Below are 20,011 nucleotides of genomic sequence, written 5' to 3' on the forward strand. Positions count from 1 at the left end.
AAAGACCCTACGCAATACTGACCGTGTGGATCACGGTTTATTCGAATCTCCGCGATCATAGCCGATGCATTACAGCCAACCATGCTGGCACCCGACTATCAAGAATTCGCTAATCGGGAGGCCGGCTCAAGACCGTGACAATACCGTGATTTTCCACGATCGCACGTGGAATACGCGTCGAAATCCACGAAACGTTGCGGGATTACCACGCCGAGCCATGAGCACGAAAGCGGAACTTTCTGCCCCCACATATGCACTTGCGGGGTACTCCGCCGTCCTGCTTTGCCGACAATGTGAGGCGTCAATGTGGAGATCACACCGACGCCTCGGGTCGCCTGTCCAGATCAGGCAGCCTTGTTAGGCCGCTTTGGCCGCCGACGGGTCTTCCGGCCGCTTGTCGATGACCTTGTCGACGAGACCGAACGCCTTGGCGTCCTCGGCGGTGAGGAACTTGTCGCGCTCGAGCGCGTCCTCGATCGCCTTGTAGGTCTGGCCGGTGTGCTTCACATAGATCTCGTTGAGGCGCTTCTTGAGATTCAGGATCTCCTGCGCGTGCAGCATGATGTCGGTGGCCTGGCCCTGGAAGCCGCCGGACGGCTGGTGCACCATGATGCGGGAGTTCGGCAGCGTGAAGCGCATGTCCTTCTCGCCGGCTGCGAGCAGCAGCGAGCCCATCGAGGCCGCCTGCCCCGTGCACAGCGTCGATACCGGCGGACGGATGAACTGCATCGTGTCGTAGATCGCAAGGCCCGACGTCACCACGCCACCCGGCGAGTTGATGTACATCGAGATTTCCTTCTTCGGGTTCTCGGCCTCGAGGAACAACAGCTGCGCGACGGTCAGCGTCGCCATGCCATCTTCCACCGGACCGGTGACGAAGATGATGCGCTCTTTCAGCAGGCGCGAGAAAATGTCGTAGGCGCGTTCGCCGCGATTGGTCTGCTCGACGACCATCGGCACGAGGTTCATGTAGGTTTCAACGGGATCGCGCATGAAAGAACCCAAGGGTTAGGGGTGATGCAGAACGTTAAGGCTTAACCCAGATATGGGCCAATTTCCGGCCGACAAGACCGGCACTGGCCGTACTAGCCACCTGGGCAGGACGCAGAAGTTCAAGCCGATTCGCGTCGGCACGCCTAGCGACGGGGACCCGCCGCGGGCGTGCTTTCGCGGTTCATCATTAACGCGAGGTGCCGCAATTAAGCGGCAGTTTGCTCGGCGTCTTCATCCTTGAACAGCTCATCCTTGGAGACCTTCTTCTCGGTCACGTTGGCGAGCTCCAGGACGAAGTCGACGACCTTATCCTCGTAAATCGGAGCGCGGAGCTGGGCCAGCGCCTGGGCGTTGCTGCGGTAGTAATCCCAGACTTCCTTCTCGCGGCCCGGCATCTGGCGTGCGCGCTCGATCACGGCGCGCGAGACCTCGTCGTCGGTCACGGTGATCTTGTTCTTCTCGCCGATCTCCGACAGCACGAGACCGAGGCGGACGCGGCGGTCGGCGATCTTCTGGTACTCTTCCTTGGCCGCGTCCTCGGTGGTGTTCTCGTCGGCGAAGGACTTGCCGGTCGAGTCCATCTCGGCCTTGATCGAGTTCCACATCAGGTTGAACTCTTCGGCGACAAGCGACGGCGGCGCCTCGAATTTGTGGCTCTCGTCGAGCCGGTCGAGCAGCGCGCGCTTGACCTTCTGACGGGTCGCGCCGGCGAATTCGGCGGTCAGGCGCTCGCGCGCGGCTTCCTTCAGCTTGTCGAGCGATTCGAGGCCGAGCGTCTTGGCGAACTCGTCGTCGATCGTGGCCTCACCAGGCGCCTCGATCAGCGTCGCGGTGGTCTCGAACTCGGCCGGCTGGCCGGCGAGCTTGTCGTTGAGGTAGTTCTTCGGGAAACCAACCTTCAGCGTGCGGGTCTCGCCCGTGCCGATGCCGATCAGCTGCTCCTCGAAGCCCGGAATGAACTGGCCGGCGCCGATCACGACCTGGATGCCCTCGCCGGTGCCGCCCTCGAATGCTTCGCCGTTGATGGTGCCCTTGAAGCTGATGGTGACGCGGTCGCCCTTCTCGGCCGTACCCTCGGTCTTGGCGCTGTACGGGCGGCTGCCCTCGGCGATGCGCTTGATGGCATCGTCGACGTCGGCGTCGGAGACATCGACCACCGGCTTCTCGACCGAGAACGACTTGAAATCGGCGAGTTGGATCTGCGGCACGACCTCGATCGCGACGGTGTAGGTCAGGTCGGTCTTGCCCGACAGCAATTCCTCGACCTGGTCCTTCTCGGTCGGCATCGTGATCTTCGGCTCGCCGGCGAGGCGGAAGCCGCGATCTTCGAAAATCTGCCGGTTGGTGTCGCTGATGGTCTGGTCGATGGTCTCGGCCATCACCGAGCGGCCGTAGATCTTCTTCAGATGCGCCACCGGCACCTTGCCGGGACGGAAGCCGTTGAGACGGACCTTGTCCTTGAGGTCGACCAGCTTGGCGCCCGCCTTGGCATCGAGATCGGATGCCGGAACGCTGATCTTGAATTCGTGCTTCAGTCCCTCGTTGAGGGTCTCGGTGACCTGCATGGTATCAATCTTCTTCCGCTTTTGCCGCGGCCCGAGCGGCCGTGGCAGTGTCAATCTGTTCGACGGTGAGCCTTGCGGCCTAACGTCTGTGGGTTCGGCGAACCCTCGTCCCCTTCGGGCCCAAGGTTCTCCAAGAATTCGTCATGCAAACGCTGTAAGCGCTTGGTGCGGGCGGAGGGACTCGAACCCCCACAACTTTCGTCACTGGAACCTAAATCCAGCGCGTCTACCAGTTCCGCCACGCCCGCGCGAAAAGCATCCAGTCCGGCCGCGATGCCGCGGGCGGCCGGGCTTATAACATGCGCCCACCGGTTCGCAGCAAAAAAATGGCCGCTGGAGAGCCCGCCATGCGACCGATCGCGACTGGACAGGTACACTTGAAAATGGTCCGCATCGGCCGGATGGCAAGCCCCCTAGCAAGTCCCGAATTTTCCCTGACCCGGCGCGACCTGATCGCCGGCCTCGGCGCCGCGGCGCTTTGCCCCGCCTGGCCGACCATCGGCTCCGCGCAGGGCCGGACGGCGGTCGCGCTGCAGGCCAAAGCCGACCGCATCCTGCTTCGTCCCGACGGACCGGAAACCCCGGTCTGGTCGCTCGGCAGCGGCGATCTCCGCTTCAAGCGCGGCGAGGTCCTCGACGTGACGTTCGGCAACGAGCTGCCGGTTGCGGCCGCACTCGATTGCCGCGGGCTCGATGGCGTCCCGGCCGCGGAGCCGCTGGCCTCCCGGGCGCCCCTTGCCGCGGGGGCAAAGGATACCTTCCAGCTGCCGCTTCGGCATGCCGGTACCTTCCTTTGCGAGCCGCTGTTCGGGGACGGCACGGCACCGGCACGGCCGCGCCCGCTGATCGTGACCGGCACTTCGCCGGTGGCGGTCGATCGCGATGAGGTTCTGCTGATCGAGGAGTGGCGCCTGCGGCCCGATGGAACCGCGATCCCGCAAGGAAGCGATCCAAAAGATTCGACGCAGATTCATACGATTAACGGCAAAACCTCATACGACATCTCGGCGCCTGCCAATGCCCGCCTCAGACTCCGCTTTATCAACGGCAGCCAACGCAGCGTGCTGGCGGTCAAGCTGGACAACCTCGACGTCCGGGTGATGGCGATCGACGGTCAGCCGGCCGAACCGTTCCCGGCCCGCAACGGTGCGCTGGTCCTGGCTCCGGGGAGCCGCACGGATGTCTTTGTCGATGCGGCCGGTCCGGCCGGAACGAGCTTCCCGATCCTGCTGCACGACGGCAAGCAGGCCCGCCCGGCCGGCAAGCTGGTTGTCTCGAACGAACCGCCGATCCGGACGGCGCCGTTCCCGCCGGCCCCGCCGCTGCCGGGTAATGACATGCCCGCCCAGCTCGATCTCAAGGGTGCAGCGAGATTCGATCTGGCGCTCGGCACGCCGACCGATTGGTTCCGCCCTGCGGAGTTTAAGCCCTCCACCGCCCCGGCTTTTCAGGCCAAGGCAGGCCGAACCGTCGTGTTGACCCTGACCAACCCGGGCGTAATCGCCAGCGTCTTTCATCTGCACGGCCATCACTTCCGTCTGCTCGACCGGCTCGACGATGGCTGGAAGCCGTTCTGGCTCGACACGCTCGCGGTCGAACCGGGCCAGACCCAGCGCATCGCGTTCCTCGCCGAATATCCGGGCCGCTACCTGATCGAGCAGGTCGCGACCGATTGGGCCGCGCCGCGGCTGCTGCGATGGTACAGTGTCCAATAACAAGAAGTGGAAACTGCCGAAGGAAGCACCGATGAGCCAGACAGTTGCAGCGATTCGCGGAGTGAAGGCACGAGGCGTCGTGGTGCCGCTCAAGCGTCCTGTGAAGACCGCGTTTGGCGTGATCGATTCCGGTCCGCTGGTGCTGATCGATGTCGAAACCGATCAAGGCGTTACCGGCCGCACCTACATCTTCGCCTACAGCAAGCTCACACTTCACCCTCTCGTCTATCTGATCGAGGAGATCGGTCGCGAGCTGATCGGCAGGCCGGTCGCTCCGTTCGATCTGATGAAGGCGATGGACGCCAAGTTTCGGCTGCTCAGCGCGCAAGGCCTGGTCGGGATGGCCGTGTCGGGCCTCGACATGGCCTATTGGGATGCGCTCGGCCAGCTCGCCGGCCGGCCGCTGGTCGAGCTGCTCGGCGGCTCGGCGAAGCCGATCAAGGCCTATGACAGCTATGGCGCGGTCGATCCCGTTGCGGACGAGCGCGCGCTGCGCCGCTCGCTCGACCAAGGCTTCAAGGGCATCAAGATCAAGGGCGGCGATGGCGATGCCGCCAATGACGAGCGCGTCGTGAAGGGCGTGCGCGCCCTGCTCGGCCCCGATATCGCGCTGATGATCGATTTCAACCAGTCGCTCGATCCGGCGGAAGCCACCCGTCGCATCGCCCGGCTTGCGCCCTACGATTTGCACTGGATCGAGGAGCCGGTGCCGCAGGAAAGCCTGTCCGGCCACGCCAGGGTCCGCGAGACCTCGCCGACGCCGATCCAGGCCGGCGAGAACTGGTGGTTTCCGCGCGGCTTCGCCGAGGCGATCGCGGCCGGCGCATCCGACTTCATCATGCCCGACGTGATGAAGGTCGGCGGCGTCACCGGCTGGATGCAGGTCGCGGGACAGGCCAATGCCGCGTCGATCCCGATGTCGAGCCATCTGTTCGCGGAAGTCAGCGCGCATCTGCTCGCGGTGACGCCGACCGCGCACTGGCTCGAATTCCTCGACTTCGCAGGCGCGATCCTCGCAAGGCCCGCCGAGATCACGGACGGCGCAGTCACCGCCGGCGGTCCCGGGCTCGGCATCGAGTGGAACGAGCCGGCGGTGACGAAGTATCTCGTGAGCTAACGCCCGGCGCGGCTTTTCTCCGTTTGCTTCCGATTGTGTCTGCCCCTGCTTCTGATGAGGGCGGCAACGGCTTGCCGTTTGTCTGACGCATGGCTGAGGTCGCCATCAATCGATCGTGAGCGAGAATTCACGGCGTCATCATGTAGGTCGATCGGGCGCACTGGAGCGCCCAATGACGAACAACAACAAGCTGACGCTCAAATTTCGCTGTCCGGAACAACTCGAAGGACTGATCCCGCGACCGCTCCCGGCGGCACAAGGCGTACCCGACTGGCTCAAGGCCATGCCGGCGACGGCCTTCTCGTCGATCAACCTGCACGACGAGGACACCATCAAGCGTTGCCCGCCATTCGTGGACGCGATGACCTGCGGGTTCCTGCTGCCGCTGGTCTGCGATCTCAAGGTCGAGGACGGCGAAATCACTTGGGATCACGACCTGCCGCCGGGAGGCACACCCGAATTTCCGCGCTCTCCGATCGGATTTCACGACCCGGGTCAGGTCAGCGGCACACCACTATTCGAAGCGGGCCGCTTCTTTCTCAAATTCCACAATCTGTGGACCGTCGAGGCGCCCGAAGGCTACGCGATCTACTTCACGCATCCCGTCAACCGCTTCGACCTGCCGTTCACCACGCTCAGCGGCCTGGTCAATTCCGACCTCTATGCCGACAATTGGGTGCACTTTCCGGCGTACTGGCACGACCGGAATTTCCGAGGGGTCCTCCCCAAGGGGACCCCCATTGCGCAATGCATTCCCGTCAAGCGCGACGACTGGACTGCGCAGGCATCCTCGTTCACCGCGGAAGAAGCCAGGCGCGTCGGCGCGTTCCGGAATGAGCTCAGGCGCCAGCCCAACCTCTACCGGAGAAACTTCAGGGCCTGAGGTGCGACGAGATTTTGTCCGATGCACTCAACCTGCTTCCCCACTGAGGAATCTCGCAGCGTCGTTCTGCGAGAAGAAGAAGCGGCCACGCGATCCCGCGGCCATGACGAATGCCGCGCGTCCCAACAGCTGGGGCTGACCACGAATGACGGAGCGCAGCGCCGCCTCGGCAGCGTCGCGCTCACCCTGCTCGAAAAGCGATGTGGCGAGGTAGGCGCGCGTCGAGCGATCATCGGGGTACCGGGCGAGCACGCGGCGGAAAGCATCCGCGGCTGCGGCGTAGTCGCCATTCAGGACCAGGACCCGCCCGAGCTGGTTGAGTACGTCGAGCCGTCCCGGCGCAGCATCACGCGCGGCCGCCAGGACACGCGCAGCCCGCGCGAAGTCATTGGTATCGTGCAACAGCCGTCCGAGATCGAGTTGCAGATCGACGCTGTCGGGGGCAAGCGCGAGGCCAGCCTCGACCGTGTCGATCGCCTCGTCGCGTAGACCGGCCTTGGCAAGCTGGCCGGCGAGTTCCTGAAAGGAAGGGAGATATGGCGGGCGGCGTGCCGCCGTACGCCGCAGCTGCGCGATCCCGTCCGTGGTGCGCCCTGCGCCACATAGCAATGCGCCGAGCAAAGTCTCGACCTCTCCGTCATCGCCGCGGCGTGCAACCCGCTCCAGCGATGCGATCGCCTCGCCTCCGCGGTTCTGCCCCCTCAAGGCATGCGCGAGGAGAAGCGCCGCGTTCCTGTCCGTGCGGTTGGATTTCAGGATGGTGGCCGCGATCTGCTCGGCCTGAGCGAATTGCTGCGTTTGTAGCGCCATCGCGCCTTGTTGCAGCGCTTGAGCGAGGAAATTGTTTTGCCTGCCACTCACGGGAAGCTTCTGGAGGGATGCGAGAGAGAATGTCGTTGGGCCTTAGCCCGCGTCTCTGCGCGCGTCCATCAACAGTCTCGTGAAAAACGGCAAGGCGGAACAAGCGCGGAAAGGCCGGCACGGATATCCGCTTCGACCTGAGCCGGACATCGCGTGTTTCATTCTGTTTCCACCCGATTAATGCCGGCTCTTCTCATCCGAGAGAAATCCGGTTCTTGGGCTCTGTAGTGCTCCAGCACCGCACAACCTGAAGACGTGTCGCCTCCACGAGGCAAGCGTCGAAGTGGTGCCGCATATGTAGAGGGCCGACGTGGCGACGGCTCAAGCGCGCTTGCGACGAACGCCCGATCGCTTGGCCGGGGGTGAGTGGACCTCCCCGCCCCTCGCGGCCAACTTCGTCTCCTCCCGCACCATGTCGACGAAAGCACGAAGCCCAGCCGTCATGTGCCGGTGCCGCGGATAGTAGAGACGCAAGCCGGGAAATGGCGGCGTCCAGTCGTCCAGCACGGCGCGCAGGGTGCCGGCGGCGAGATGCCCTGTTACCCAAAAATCGCTGACGAACGCCAGTCCCAGGCCGTCGAGCGCGGCTTCGACCATCAAGCTGTCATTGTCGAGGGTCAGCCTGCCCCTGACATCCACCACCATCTGCTCGCCGCCGCGCTTCTCGAACTCCCAGTGATAAAGCTTGCCGCTGGGCATCCGCCTGCGAATGCATTCATGGGCGAGCAGGTCGAGCGGAGACCGCGGCACCGAACAGCGCGCGAAATAATCGGGCGCGCCAACGACGATGAAGCGCGTGTCCGGGCCGCAGGGGATCGCGACCATGTCCTGCGGCACGGCTTCGGCCAACCGGATGCCGGCATCGAAACCTTCCGCGACGATATCGATGGGACGTCCCTCCAGGGTCAGTTCGACGTTCATGTCGGGATAGCGCCGCAGAAACTTTGCGACCACCGGGCGGAGGATCTGGTGCGCGGCGCGCTCCTTCAGGTTGATGCGCAGCGTTCCCGCGGGCGTGTCGCGAAACTCGTTCACATCCTCCATCGCGCCGGCAATCTCGCGCAGCGCGGGACTGACCCTGGCGAGGAAACGCTCTCCCGCTTCCGACAGCGCGACGCTCCGCGTCGTCCGATTGATGAGGCGCACGCCCAACCGCTTTTCCAGCGCGGCGATCGCATGGCTCAACGCCGAGGGCGAAATGCCGAGTTCAGTCGCGGCCGCGCGAAAGCTGCGATGCGTTGAAATCGCGACGACGGCGTTCAGCTCGAAAAGGCCGGCATGCTGCATTGTTCGATTTTCTGCATTAGGTCATGCCACTCTATGCCGATTATTGCACCAATCAAGTCGCCTATATCGAGCCCGCAATCTCGATCTGAAGGACATCCACTATGGCAAAGACTTTCCTCATCACGGGCGTTTCGTCCGGCTTTGGCCGCGCGTTGGCCGAGGCGGCATTGGGCGACGGCCATACCGTCGCCGGCACCGTGCGCAACGAGAACGACAAGCGGACATTCGAAGCGCTCGGCCCCGGCGTGCACGCGGTGGTTCTTGACGTCACCAACACCGAGGCCATCGCGCCCGCGGTCGCCGACGTCGAGCGCAGGATCGGCGCGATCGACATTCTGGTGAACAATGCCGGCTACGGCCACGAGGGCATTCTGGAGGAATCATCGATCGACGATCTGCGACGCCAGTTCGAGGTCAACGTCTTCGGCGCGGTGGCGATGATCCAGGCGGTGCTGCCCTTCATGCGCAAGCGGCGCGCCGGGCATATCCTCAACGTCACGTCGATGGGCGGGATCATCACAATGCCCGGCCTCAGCTACTACCATGGCAGCAAGTTCGCGCTGGAAGGGATATCGGAATCCCTCGGCAAGGAAATCAAGGACCTCGGCATCAAGGTCACCGCGGTCGAGCCCGGCGGCTTTCGCACCGACTGGGCCGGACGATCGATGGTACGGGCGGAACGGTCGATCGGAGATTACGACGCGGTCATCGATCCAATCCGCAAACGGCGCATGGAACTGAGTGGCTGGCAGGTCGGCGATCCTCAAAAGGCCGCGCAGGCGATGTTGAAACTCGCACTGTCGGCCGATCCGCCGACACATCTGCTGCTCGGCAGCGATGCCGTGCGGCTGGTCGAGGAAAAAATGAAACTGCTGCAAGCCGAATTCGATGCGTGGAAGAGCGTTTCGCTTTCCACCGACGTTGCCTGAGTCGCATCAGTTGCCCAAGAGTCGAGCGAACTTTGCCGCCCATCACATCCGTGATGAACTCACGGCACAAGCGCGGTGGCCCTCATCGGAGGCGCACCGTCCAGCTCGGCAATCCGGCGGTCAATCTCACCGATCACGTGCTTCGAGAACGGCCCGAAGTGCAAGTACAGCGCCATCAGCATCACGATGTAGCGCAGCGCGCCTGGATTGGACTTGGCGACCTCGACGAAGGTCTTCCAGAACGGCTCGCGAACCTCCGGCAGGGTCCGCATGATCTTGTGCACGCCCTCGATGCCGCCAAGCTTCGTGCGGACGTCGCCATCGGGCAGATCGCGGCGCCGGTCGGACCGGTCGAGCATGACGGAAAGCCGCGACAGCCGCCCTGCATATGCCGCCGGGCTGAACACGTGCCCGAGCACAGTCTTGTAGTCCACGAGGATATCACGAAGCGGACGCTTGGTTTCGAAATTGCAGCCGAGCGTGCATTGGTCGCCCGCCTGCTCGACCTTCATGAGATCATGGCCTTCGTGCAGGCGGCCTTCCTGGGCCAGCCGCCGCGTCAGCTGTGTGCCAGGCAGCGCATAGAGCAGTCCAACCATGCAGACTGGAATGCTCGCCTCCTCGATGAAGTCGATCATCGCCTGCGCCATCGAGAGTTTCTCGGTATCGAACCCGACGATGAAACCCGCGGTGACGAACATGCCATAGTCGTAAATCTTGTGAACGCTCTCGGCGATGTTGCGCCTGGTGTTCTGCTTTTTCTTCATCTGCACGAGGGTCTCTGGATCCGGGCTCTCAATGCCGACGAAAATTCCGAAGAAGTTCGCGTCCTTCATTGCCTGCAACAGCTCGCTGTCATCAGCGATATTGATCGAGGCTTCGGTCGAGAACTCGAACGGATAGTCCCGCTCTTCCAGCCAGGCTTTGAGCCGCGGCAGCAAGATCCGGAGGTTTTTCTTGTTGCCGATGAAATTGTCGTCGACGAAATCGACATGCCCGCGATAACCATGATCGTAGAGCGCTTGCAGCTCAGCGAGAATCTGATCCGGGGTCTTGGTACGCGGCACGCGGCCGTACAGCTCGATAATATCGCAGAACTCGCAGGTGAACGGGCAGCCACGCGAATATTGCACGCCAATAAAGAGATAATGATCGAACTTGATCAGATCGTAGCGAGGCATCGGGCTTAGCGTGACGTCGATCTTGAATTTCTCGGCGATGAATACGCCCTCCCGCTCGCCGCGTTCCCAGGCGGCGATGAATTCCTCGATGATGTGTTCGGCCTCGCCGATCACCTGGAAGTCCGCATCCGCGTAAAGGTGCGGGCTCGAGGAGACGTCAGGCCCACCGACACATACCGGCTTGCCGTGCCGGTGGGCGAGATCGATCAGGTGGAGAAAATCAGGCTGCTGGTTGAGCATACCGCCGATCATGACGAGATCGGCCCAGTCGAGGTCCGCGTCGGTGGAAGGCTCGGTGTTACGGTTGACGAGCCGAATCTCCCAATGCTTCGGCAGCATGGCGGCGACCGTGATCAGTCCGAGTGGCGCCGCCGGATACTTCGCGCCGACGAGTTCGCAAGCTTCCGTATAGTTCCAGAACGAGTCCGGAACGAACTTCGGATAGATCATTAGAACGCGGCAGGGACTCGTCATGATGCTCCGGTCCGTACCACGCAGCTTCGAGGCTCAAGGGTACATTCGCTCGTCGATACAGGCATTAAGTGCTCAAATGGTGGCCGATTGCCAGACGATCTTTCGTCCCGCCGTGAGCCCCGTCCGGTTCCCCGGATCCGCCTGGGGTCAGTCAATCCGATCAATTATGGCATCCGCCGGCCCTGCGCGCCCAGAGATAGCGCACGTCTGGCTCCCTCTCCTCGTTGCGGCTGCCGTCGGTTTCCTCGACCGCGGCAAAACCGCGCGCCTCGTAAAAGCGGCGCGCCCGCGCGTTGCGCTGGAAGGTCCAGAGTTGCAGCCGGTCCGCACCCTGCTGCGCGATCTCGAGCAGCGCGCCGCCGATGCCGCGGCCCTGCGCGGCCGGCAGCACGTAGAGCTGCTCAATCCAGTCGTCGTGGAATGCGATGACGGCGCTCATCGCCTCGTCGTCGAACGCGCCCCACAGCGCGTAATCCGCCAACATCCGCTCGCGATAGAACCAGCGATCTTCATCCGGCGTGTGCAGGCCCGCGAGCCACGGCAACGCTTCGTCGAACGCCGCGCGGTGCACGCGTGCGGCCGCATCCATGTCGGCAAGCTGGAGCTGCCTAATACTCAATCCCGAACTCATCATAGAGCCGGCGGAACACGGAAGGCAGCACCTCGGTGAGATCCTCCGCGATCAGGCCGGGTCCCGCCTCGCTGGCGCCTTCGCCGTGCAACCACACACCGATGCCGGCGGCCTCGAATGCCGCGACGCCCTGCGCCAGGAAGCCGGCGATGATGCCGGCCAGCACGTCCCCGGCGCCGGCGGTGGCAAGCCAAGGCGGCGCGTTGGCGGCGATGGTGGCGCGGCCATCGGGAGATGCGATCACCGTGTCTGCGCCCTTCAGCAGCACCACCGCGCCGGAACGCTCGGCCGCCGCGCGGACGCGCTCGAGCTTCGAGCGGCCGGGATGCTTGTTGGAGATGTCGCTGAACAGCCGCGGGAACTCGCCCTCATGCGGAGTGAGCACCACCCCAAGACCGTCGGAGGCCTTGATCGCCTCGAACAGCCGGTCCGGCGAACCGGCAAAACTGGTCAGCGCGTCGGCATCGAGCACCAGATGCCGCTGTGCCGACAGCGCGGTGTGAACGAAGTCGCGGGTACGCGCGCTGACGCCGGCGCCGGGTCCGATCACACAGGCATTGAGACGCTTGTCGTCGAGCAGTTCGGCGAACTGGATCGGATTGTCGACCGCGCGGACCATCACCGCGGTCAGCGCCGCCGCGTTGACGGCGAGTGCATCGCGCGGCGAGGCCAGCGTCACGAGGCCCGCGCCGGCGCGCAGCGCCGCGCGCGCGGCGAGCCGAGCCGCCCCGGTCGAGGCGATATCGCCGGAGACCACGACGGCGTGGCCCCTCGCGTATTTGTGGCCGTCGATCCGCGGCACCGGGAACGACCAGCGCCAGGCCTGCGGCAGATTCTCGGCAGTCAGCGGCTTGATCTCGTCGAGCACCTGCGCCGCGATGCCGATGTCCGCGACGCGCACCCGGCCGCAATACATCCGGCCCGGCAGCAGCAGATGAGCCGGCTTCTTGCGGAAGAAGGTGACGGTCTCGGTCGCCTGCACGGCCGCGCCCATCACCGCGCCCGTGGTGCCGTTGATACCGCTCGGCAGGTCGACCGCCAGCACCGGCGTACCGTTGGCGTTGACGGCCGCGATCATCTCCAGCGGATCGCCCTTGACCGGGCGATTGAGCCCGGCGCCAAACAGCGCGTCGATGATCAGCGCCGGCTTGCCGAGCGCCTGCGGGTTGAACGGCAGCACCGGATATTTCCAGCCCTTCGCCGCCAGCGCCGCGTCGCCCTGCAGGCTGTCGCGCTCGCAGAGCAGGATCACCGACACGTCGCGGCCGCGCGCGGCGAGCTCGGCGGCGGCGACAAAGCCGTCGCCGCCATTGTTGCCGCGACCGGCGACCACGACGATCGGCCCCTCCTCGACCAGCTCCATCGCGGCTTCAGCGACGGCCTGGCCGGCGCTCATCATCAGCGCGAAGCCCGGCGTACCGGCTGCGATGGTCAGCCGGTCGGCGCGCTCCATCTCGGTGGTGGTCAGAACGTCCATGCCGAATCCTCAATCGCTTCGCCTTTTCGAGAGGCAATTCCTGTGACGTTCGCGGGGTTTCTACTGGCCGACTGCATACGGATTGATCTATTTGCCTATTTGTTGGGCTTGGATATCATAGCCCATGTGGTTCGATATCAGCCGACTGCCTGTTAAAAGGCTGATAACATTCCAAAATCGGGGACCTTAACAACTTGGCATAGACCCTGCTTTTGAGGAAGCCGCGCACAATGCCGCTCGATGCGACCATTGCGCGTGTTTCCGGCCACCCGCCGGAAGGCTTAAGACCAACCAGACTGCGCCCCACGCGCATCGAACTCGACCCTGCAATCTGCAATGCCCGGGAGGCGCTCAGTGAAGAAGATTGAAGCCATCATCAAGCCCTTCAAGCTCGACGAGGTGAAGGAAGCGCTCCAGGAAGTCGGACTGCAAGGCATCACCGTGACCGAGGCCAAGGGATTTGGCCGCCAGAAGGGCCATGCCGAGCTCTATCGCGGTGCGGAATACATCGTCGATTTCCTGCCCAAGGTGAAGATCGAGATCGTGATCGGCGACGATCTCGTTGAGAAGGCGATTGACGCGATCCGCCGCGCGGCCCAGACCGGGCGGATCGGCGACGGCAAGATCTTCGTCTCCAACATCGAGGAAGCCATCCGCATCCGGACCGGCGAATCCGGGCTGGACGCTATTTAAGCCCGGTGCTATCCGGATTTTCTGACGGCAAAAGAGAAAAAAGGCTGCTTCGGCAGCCTCATTTCGTTTCAGCAGTCACACGAACTCGCCAAAAGCGGGAATAACGTCGCTCTCCGCTGGAAACCACCCGCACATCCATAAGGGGTATTCATGAAGACCGCCAAAGACGTCCTGAAATCGATCAAGGACAACGACGTCAAATACGTCGACCTGCGCTTCACCGATCCGCGCGGCAAGTGGCAGCACGTCACCTTCGACGTCAGCATGATCGACGATGACATCTTCGCCGAGGGAACGATGTTCGACGGATCGTCGATCGCCGGCTGGAAGGCGATCAATGAATCCGACATGTGCCTGATGCCGGACCCGGTGACTGCGACGATCGACCCGTTCTTCGCCGAGACCACCATGGTCATCACCTGCGACGTGCTCGAGCCGACCACCGGCGAGCCCTACAACCGCGACCCCCGCGGCATCGCCAAGAAGGCCGAGGCCATGGTGAAGTCGATGGGCGTGGGCGACACCGTGTTCGTCGGCCCCGAGGCCGAGTTCTTCGTGTTCGACGACGTGCGCTACTCGGCCGAACCCTACAACACCGGCTTCCGTCTCGACTCCTCCGAGCTGCCGATCAACTCGGCCACGGAATATGAGGGCGGCAATCTCGGCCACCGCATCCGCACCAAGGCCGGCTACTTCCCGGTCCCGCCGCAGGACTCGGTGCAGGACATGCGCTCCGAGATGCTCGGCGCGATGGCCAAGATGGGCGTCAAGGTCGAGAAGCACCACCACGAGGTGGCGTCGGCCCAGCACGAGCTCGGCATGAAGTTCGACACGCTGACGCTGATGGCCGACCATATGCAGATCTACAAGTACTGCATCCACCAGGTCGCGCACATCTACGGCAAGACCGCCACCTTCATGCCGAAGCCGGTCTATGGCGACAACGGCTCGGGCATGCACGTCCACCAGTCGATCTGGAAGGACGGCAAGCCGACCTTTGCCGGCAACAAGTATGCCGACCTGTCGGAAACCTGCCTGCACTACATCGGCGGCATCATCAAGCACGCCAAGGCGATCAACGCCTTCACCAATCCGTCGACCAACTCCTACAAGCGTCTGGTCCCGGGCTATGAGGCGCCGGTGCTGCTCGCCTACTCCGCGCGCAACCGTTCGGCGTCCTGCCGCATCCCCTACACCGCGAACCCGAAGGCCAAGCGCGTCGAGGTGCGTTTCCCCGACCCGATGGCCAATCCCTATCTCGGCTTCGCCGCGATGCTGATGGCCGGCCTCGACGGCATCAAGAACAAGATCGATCCGGGTCCGGCGATGGACAAGGACCTCTACGATCTGCCGAAGGAAGAGCTGAAGCAGATCCCGACCGTGTGCGGCTCGCTGCGCGAGGCGCTCGAGAGCCTCGACAAGGATCGCGCGTTCCTCAAGAACGGCAGCGTGTTCGACGACGACTTCATCGACGCCTATATCGAGCTCAAGATGACCGAGGTCGCCCGTTTCGAAATGACGCCGCACCCGGTCGAGTTCGAGATGTACTACTCACTGTAAGTCTTGCGGCCACTCACGAATGCGAAAGGCGCTTCCACCGGAAGCGCCTTTTGTTTTGGGTGATGTAGCCACGACGCGATCCGTAGGATGGGTGGAGCGAAGCGATACCCATCCTCGCGGACCTCGGCGAAAAGCGATGGGTTTCGCTGCGCTCCACCCATCCTACGCGCTAAAGGAATCAAGCACGGACTCTGATAGCATCCCTGCGAAGCCATGATCCGCGGTATCCGTCCATGACCGAAGCCATCGTCCGATCTGCGGCAGCACACGAACTGCCCGAGCTGTTGAAGCTTTACCGACACCTTCATCCGCACGATCCCGAGCTGGAGACAGCCGCTGCCGAGCGGGTCTGGTCGAATCTGCTTGCATCCAGCTTCATGACCGTGATCGTGGCGCAAACAGCGGAGCTGCTTGTCTCCTCGTGCACGCTCGCGATCGTGCCCAACCTGTCGCGAGGCGGCAGATCGTATGGCGTGATCGAGAATGTGGTCACTCACGCCGACTACCGCCGGATTGGACTCGGCCGACGAGTGCTTGCGCACGCGCTCGAAGTTGCCTGGCAGGCCGACTGCTACAAGGTCTCATTGGCGACGGGATCGAAGCGGGAGACGACCCTGCGCTTCTATGAGGAAGCGGGCTTTCAGCGCGGCGGCAAGACTTACTTCGAAGTACGTCGTCCTTAGCTACCGTCATGAACGGATCGTGACGCGTGCGAAAGGCGCTTCCACCGGAAGCGCCTTTTGTCTTGTCCAGGCGGCTAGGCTTTCGCCTTCGCGACCCGCCGTCCACCGGCGTCGAGCGGCCCGAAATTGCCCGCGATCATGTCTGGCGTCGGGATCATGCCGCCCAGCGACCAGCTCGCCGGCTCGCCCTCCTCGATCTTGACCCAGACGTTGCGGCGGAAATCGGGGTTACCCTGCCCCTCGACCTCGACCATGAGATCGGTGACGCGCTGCAGCAGCGTCTGCTTCTGCGCGACGTCGAAGATGCCGCGCACGGTGGAAATGGTGACGTAAGGCATAGACTCTCTCCATTGCTGAGGTTGTGACAACGCAACGAAGATGGACCGGCACGATGCGATCAGGCAGTGGCCGATCGGACAGAGATCGGGCAATATCCGCCACCGCCTGCCCGCGCTGATCGGGTAGGATGACGGCAAATTCCGGAGGTCCCATGAAGCTCGCGATCCTCGCGCTGGAAGGCTGCATGCAATCGGCGGTCGCCGGCATCGCCGACATCCTCACGCTCGGCAACCATGTGATGCAGCTGCGCGGCGGCAAGGCGCGCTTCACCTGGCAAACGCTCTCGCTCGACGGCAAGGCGGTGCGCGCCGGCGGCGGCAAACTGCTTGCCGTCGACGGCGCGGTCAGCAAGCGGACGGCATTCGACGCGATCATCGTGCCGGGCAGCCTGGTCGACCATCTGACCGCCGAACGCCTGCAACCGCAATATGACCGGGCCGGCGCCTGGCTGCGTCAGCAGCATGCCAGCGGCCGCCTGATCGGCGCCTTCTGCAGCGGCGTGCTGCTGCTCGCCAATGCCGGCCTGCTCGACGGCCGCCGCGCCACCATCACCTGGTGGCTGCAGAGCGAGCTCCGCCGCCGCCATCCCCGAATCGACCTCGCCAGCGACGCCGTGCTCACCCAGGCCGACCGCCTGGTCTGCGCCGCCGGCCCGATGTCGTGGGTCGATCTGTTGCTGCGGCTGATCGAGCTCGTCGAAGGCCCGGAGGTCGCAAAAGTCTGCGCCGACTATGCGGTGATCGACACCGCGCAACGCACGCAGGCGATCTTCATGCCGCTTGGCTACATGCTCGCCCAGGATCCGCTGCTGATGAAGGCGGACATGCTGGTGCGCCGCACCGGCAAGGCGCCGATCACGGTGCGCAGCCTCGCGCAGGCGCTGGGCCTCAGCGAGCGCACGCTGAACCGCCGCTTCCGCGAACTGACCCACGAGCCGCCACAGGCCTTCATCATGCGCCGCCGCGTCGAGCACGCGCGCACGCTGCTGGAGACCACGGCGCAACCGATCAAGGTCATCGCCCGCGCGACCGGCTATGAGGACGAGGGCAGCTTTCGCAAGGCCTTCCGCAAGCTGACGCTGCTGTCGCCTCAGGCCTACCGCGCACAGCGCGCGATGCGCGCGGCGTAGTTGCAAGCTGCCCGCAAGACTACGGTCAGCAATACTGACGAACCCAATGACGTGACGCGAGCCGACACGCCAAGCGCGATGTTCGGAATCGACAATTTGTGGAGTCGGGTGTTCACTTCCGGCAAGGCCTCAAAAGCGGTCTCCGATAAGACAAGCACATTCATTTTCGCATGGGGAGAAACGAGATGTCTTTCGTCGCACGACGAATGGCGGCGCTTTCGACCGCCATCATTATCATCGCCGTCGGTGCAGGCAGCGCATTGGCCCAGAAGAAATACGATACCGGCGCAAGCGATACTGAAATCAAGATCGGCAACATCATGCCATACAGCGGACCGGCATCCGCCTATGGCACCAGCGGCCGGGCCCAGGCGGCCTATTTCCGCAAGGTCAACGCCGAGGGAGGCATTAATGGCCGCAAGATCACGTTCATTTCCTATGATGACGGCTACAGTCCGCCGAAGACGGTCGAGCAGGCGCGCAAGCTGGTCGAAGGCGACGAGGTCTTGCTGATCTTCGCCGCTCTCGGCACCGCCTCCAATGGCGCGATCCAGAAATACATGAACACGAAGAAGGTACCGCAGCTGTTCATCCAGACCGGCGCGACCAAGTGGAACGATCCGCAGAACTTCCCGTGGACCATGGGCTGGCAGCCCAGCTACCAGAGCGAGGGACGGATCTATGCCAAGCACATCCTAAAGGAAAAGCCGCGCGGCAAGATCGCCGTCCTCTACCAGAACGACGATTACGGAAAAGACTACCTGAAGGGTCTGAAGGACGGCCTGGGCGACAAGGCGGCGTCGATGGTCGTGATCGAGGATGCGTATGAGGTGGCCGAGCCGACGATCGACACGCACATCGTCAAGATGAAGTCGATGAATGCCGATGTATTCGTCAACATTGCCACACCGAAATTCGCAGCGCAGGCCATCAAGAAGGCGGCCGAGATCGGCTGGAAGCCGTTGCATATCCTCAACTCGGTCGGCTCCTCGCTCGGCGCCGTGATCCAGCCTGCGGGATTAGAGAACGCACAAGGCATCATTTCGGTGGCCTACCTGATGGATCCGCTTGATCCGCAATGGAAGGACGACCCCGGCATGAAGGCATTCGACGAATACCTCTCCAAATACTTCCCCGAGGGTAATCGGGCCGATGGCCTGGTGGTGACCGGCTACAACGCGGCCCAGACGCTGGTTCAGGTGCTCAAGCAATGCGGCGACGACCTCACGCGCGCCAACGTGATGAAACAGGCCGCCAACCTGAAGGCCTTCCGGACCAACAACCTGCTGCCCGGAATCACGATGAACACCAGTCCGATTGATTTCGCGCCGATCAAGCAGATGCAGCTCAGACGGCTCACGGGCGAGCGATGGGAGCTGTTCGGGCCGATGCTCAGCGCAGAAGTCGGCGGTTAGCGCGATCTGCAGGATGGGTAGAGCCAACGGGTCCGCGCAACGCGCGGCCCGATGATAAACTCCGCGAGACCCGTCATCTCGCCCCTTGCACAGGCGATGGGTTTCGCTGAGCTCTACCCATTTTTCGGGCTGCGGTTGCCCGGCTTGCTCGCCTCCGCGTTCAGGACAGGAGCGGCAGCGCGCCCCTCAGGACATCCTCACCCCATTCCTGCACGAAGTGCCCGGCTGCGGTGAGCGTGACCGGCTCGGGGCAATTGCGGACCGTTTGCCGCATCTCCGCCATGACGGCCGGCCCGAGCACTGGATCGGTCATACCGATCACCATCGCGGTCTTGCCGGAGTATTCGTTTCGCCACCATTCGCGCGCCTTGCGCGAGATGGCCGCGCCGCCGGCATTGGGCTGGTCCGGCACGAGATTTGGGAATCTGCGCACACCGGACTTGTAGCTGGCATCAGGGAAAGGTGCGTCATAGGCCCCGGCCTCCGCGGATGAGAGCTGCGGGCAGGCGCGCGCCATCAGCTTTCCGACCGCCATGTCGGGATTTGCGTTGCTCCACGCGCGCCAATCCATGAAGCCCTTCGTCAGCGGGCGGTCCCCGGTCGCGAGCATGGTATTCATGACCAGCAGCGCTTCGAAGCGATCGGCGATCTCCATCGGGATGGTAAGACCGAGCAATCCGCCCCAGTCCTGGCAAACCAGCGTCATGCGACCGAGATCGAGCGCACGGATCAGGGCGATCAGGCTCTCGCGATGGAAATCAAAGGTGTAGACGGACTCCTCGACAGGCTTGTCGGAGCGACCGAACCCGAACATGTCAGGCGCGATCACCCGATAGCCGGAGGCGACGAGGCCGGGAATCATCTTGCGGTAAAGGTAGCTCCAGGTCGGCTGACCATGAAGGCACAGCGCAACGCGCGCATTGCCCCGTCCCTCGTCGAGATAGTGCATGCGCAAGCCGGCATAGCCGGGAAGATCGTCACGATAGTTGGGCGCGAACGCATAGCCGGGAAGGCCATCAAAGCATACATCCGCGGTCCGCAAAGCCCCGATCGCCATTGTCCAATGCTCCTCGTTGTTG

Annotated in this window: 18 protein-coding genes and 1 tRNA gene; 9 read left to right on the forward strand and 10 right to left on the reverse strand. The window is 63.5% G+C overall.

Annotation, left to right across the window (positions count from 1 at the left end; all coding sequences use genetic code 11):
- Positions 1–357 precede the first annotated feature (357 nt).
- The 3 genes from ACOIX3_RS21870 to ACOIX3_RS21880 form a co-directional block, all read right to left on the reverse strand.
- On the reverse strand, positions 358–993 hold the full coding sequence (locus ACOIX3_RS21870; RefSeq protein WP_092114669.1) for an ATP-dependent Clp protease proteolytic subunit: 636 nt from the start codon (positions 991–993) through the stop codon (positions 358–360).
- A 206-nt stretch (positions 994–1,199) separates the two neighbouring features.
- Positions 1,200–2,558: a trigger factor gene (gene tig / locus ACOIX3_RS21875; protein WP_420964230.1), complete on the reverse strand. Its 1,359-nt coding sequence runs from the start codon at positions 2,556–2,558 to the stop codon at positions 1,200–1,202.
- A 163-nt stretch (positions 2,559–2,721) separates the two neighbouring features.
- A tRNA-Leu gene (locus ACOIX3_RS21880) sits at positions 2,722–2,806 on the reverse strand.
- A gap of 135 nt (positions 2,807–2,941) precedes the next feature.
- On the opposite strand from ACOIX3_RS21880, the gene ACOIX3_RS21885 reads away from it, so the two are divergent.
- The 3 genes from ACOIX3_RS21885 to ACOIX3_RS21895 all read left to right on the forward strand — a co-directional run bounded on the left by ACOIX3_RS21885 (position 2,942) and on the right by ACOIX3_RS21895 (position 6,273).
- Positions 2,942–4,273 carry a multicopper oxidase family protein gene (locus ACOIX3_RS21885; protein WP_420971773.1) on the forward strand — a complete coding sequence of 444 codons (1,332 nt, stop codon included), beginning with the start codon at positions 2,942–2,944 and terminating at the stop codon, positions 4,271–4,273.
- Between the two features lie 31 nt (positions 4,274–4,304).
- A complete protein-coding gene (locus ACOIX3_RS21890) occupies positions 4,305–5,390 on the forward strand; it encodes an enolase C-terminal domain-like protein (RefSeq protein WP_420964231.1) in 1,086 nt (361 codons plus the stop codon).
- Positions 5,391–5,562: 172 nt separating this feature from the next.
- Entirely contained in the window at positions 5,563–6,273 is a 711-nt protein-coding gene (locus ACOIX3_RS21895) for a hypothetical protein (RefSeq protein WP_420964232.1), read from the forward strand.
- Between the two features lie 27 nt (positions 6,274–6,300).
- Here the strand turns inward: ACOIX3_RS21895 and ACOIX3_RS21900 are convergent, their stop codons facing one another.
- Both ACOIX3_RS21900 and ACOIX3_RS21905 read right to left on the reverse strand, forming a co-directional pair.
- Positions 6,301–7,083: a tetratricopeptide repeat protein gene (locus ACOIX3_RS21900; RefSeq protein ID WP_420971774.1), complete on the reverse strand. Its 783-nt coding sequence runs from the start codon at positions 7,081–7,083 to the stop codon at positions 6,301–6,303.
- A 372-nt stretch (positions 7,084–7,455) separates the two neighbouring features.
- Positions 7,456–8,421 carry a LysR family transcriptional regulator gene (locus ACOIX3_RS21905; RefSeq protein WP_420964233.1) on the reverse strand — a complete coding sequence of 322 codons (966 nt, stop codon included), beginning with the start codon at positions 8,419–8,421 and terminating at the stop codon, positions 7,456–7,458.
- Positions 8,422–8,522: 101 nt separating this feature from the next.
- Between ACOIX3_RS21905 and ACOIX3_RS21910 the strand changes: the two genes are divergently transcribed.
- Complete coding sequence (locus tag ACOIX3_RS21910) at positions 8,523–9,350, forward strand: oxidoreductase (protein ID WP_420964234.1); 828 nt, start codon at positions 8,523–8,525, stop codon at positions 9,348–9,350.
- Between the two features lie 59 nt (positions 9,351–9,409).
- On the opposite strand, the gene ACOIX3_RS21915 is transcribed toward ACOIX3_RS21910, so the two are convergent.
- The 3 genes from ACOIX3_RS21915 to ACOIX3_RS21925 all read right to left on the reverse strand — a co-directional run bounded on the left by ACOIX3_RS21915 (position 9,410) and on the right by ACOIX3_RS21925 (position 13,113).
- A complete protein-coding gene (locus ACOIX3_RS21915; protein WP_420964235.1) occupies positions 9,410–11,005 on the reverse strand; it encodes a B12-binding domain-containing radical SAM protein in 1,596 nt (531 codons plus the stop codon).
- Between the two features lie 160 nt (positions 11,006–11,165).
- On the reverse strand, positions 11,166–11,594 hold the full coding sequence (locus ACOIX3_RS21920) for a GNAT family N-acetyltransferase (RefSeq protein ID WP_420964236.1): 429 nt from the start codon (positions 11,592–11,594) through the stop codon (positions 11,166–11,168).
- Between the two features lie 19 nt (positions 11,595–11,613).
- A complete protein-coding gene (locus tag ACOIX3_RS21925) occupies positions 11,614–13,113 on the reverse strand; it encodes an NAD(P)H-hydrate dehydratase (protein ID WP_420964237.1) in 1,500 nt (499 codons plus the stop codon).
- Between the two features lie 354 nt (positions 13,114–13,467).
- Between ACOIX3_RS21925 and ACOIX3_RS21930 the strand changes: the two genes are divergently transcribed.
- The 3 genes from ACOIX3_RS21930 to ACOIX3_RS21940 all read left to right on the forward strand — a co-directional run bounded on the left by ACOIX3_RS21930 (position 13,468) and on the right by ACOIX3_RS21940 (position 16,049).
- Complete coding sequence (locus tag ACOIX3_RS21930; RefSeq protein WP_011441447.1) at positions 13,468–13,806, forward strand: P-II family nitrogen regulator; 339 nt, start codon at positions 13,468–13,470, stop codon at positions 13,804–13,806.
- A 150-nt stretch (positions 13,807–13,956) separates the two neighbouring features.
- Entirely contained in the window at positions 13,957–15,366 is a 1,410-nt protein-coding gene (gene glnA / locus ACOIX3_RS21935) for a type I glutamate--ammonia ligase (protein ID WP_420964238.1), read from the forward strand.
- Positions 15,367–15,599: 233 nt separating this feature from the next.
- Positions 15,600–16,049 (forward strand): GNAT family N-acetyltransferase, encoded by a 450-nt coding sequence (locus ACOIX3_RS21940; protein WP_420964239.1) that lies wholly within the window; start codon positions 15,600–15,602, stop codon positions 16,047–16,049.
- A 74-nt stretch (positions 16,050–16,123) separates the two neighbouring features.
- Here ACOIX3_RS21940 and ACOIX3_RS21945 read toward each other — a convergent pair whose 3' ends face one another.
- Positions 16,124–16,387 carry a tautomerase family protein gene (locus tag ACOIX3_RS21945; protein WP_420964240.1) on the reverse strand — a complete coding sequence of 88 codons (264 nt, stop codon included), beginning with the start codon at positions 16,385–16,387 and terminating at the stop codon, positions 16,124–16,126.
- 152 nt (positions 16,388–16,539) lie between these two features.
- Between ACOIX3_RS21945 and ACOIX3_RS21950 the strand changes: the two genes are divergently transcribed.
- Complete coding sequence (locus ACOIX3_RS21950) at positions 16,540–17,517, forward strand: GlxA family transcriptional regulator (protein ID WP_420964241.1); 978 nt, start codon at positions 16,540–16,542, stop codon at positions 17,515–17,517.
- Between the two features lie 185 nt (positions 17,518–17,702).
- Positions 17,703–18,932, forward strand: a complete 1,230-nt coding sequence (locus tag ACOIX3_RS21955) for an ABC transporter substrate-binding protein (RefSeq protein ID WP_420964242.1) — start codon at positions 17,703–17,705, stop codon at positions 18,930–18,932.
- 160 nt (positions 18,933–19,092) lie between these two features.
- Here the strand turns inward: ACOIX3_RS21955 and ACOIX3_RS21960 are convergent, their stop codons facing one another.
- Complete coding sequence (locus tag ACOIX3_RS21960; RefSeq protein ID WP_420964243.1) at positions 19,093–19,989, reverse strand: haloalkane dehalogenase; 897 nt, start codon at positions 19,987–19,989, stop codon at positions 19,093–19,095.
- Positions 19,990–20,011: the final 22 nt, after the last annotated feature.

It is taken from the genome of Bradyrhizobium sp. B120, assembly GCF_049075665.1.
Taxonomy (GTDB): Bacteria; Pseudomonadota; Alphaproteobacteria; order Rhizobiales; family Xanthobacteraceae; genus Bradyrhizobium.